Origin of the sequence: Streptomyces sp. NRRL S-495 (genome assembly GCF_000966955.1) — a bacterium.
Lineage (GTDB): Bacteria > Actinomycetota > Actinomycetes > Streptomycetales > Streptomycetaceae > Kitasatospora > Kitasatospora purpeofusca.
In genome coordinates this window covers 1-326 of record NZ_JZWY01000763.1, presented here as the reverse complement: position 1 = coordinate 326, position 326 = coordinate 1, and the positions used below count along the sequence as shown (strand labels likewise).

The 326-nt window shown below is 79.8% G+C and carries 1 pseudogene; it reads left to right on the top strand.

From position 1 onward, the window contains the following. Nucleotides 1-326, top strand: a pseudogene (locus VR45_RS32905) (hypothetical protein); the annotation flags it as partial.

Here is a 326-nt window from a genome sequence, read left to right as displayed (position 1 = left end):
CCTGCCTGCTGGCCGGCCAGATCGTGCCCTCGATCAACGTCACCGAGCGACTCGCCCCGGAGCTGGACACTTTCGCCGTCCAGCGTCAGCGCACCGAGCAGTTGCAGGGCTTCGCGCTCGCCGGACTGCTCGCCCTGGTGGTGGCCACCGCGGTCGCCGCCGCCCGGCTCGGGGCCCGCCGCCGGGCCGGCGCCTTCGCGCTGCAACTCTCCCGCGGGGCGGGGCTGCCCGGGATCGCGGGCCGGCTGCTGGCGGAGGCCGCGGTGGCGGTCGGCGCCGGGGTCGCGGCGGGTTGGGCGGCCGGCCGCGCGCTCGCGCCGCAGGGC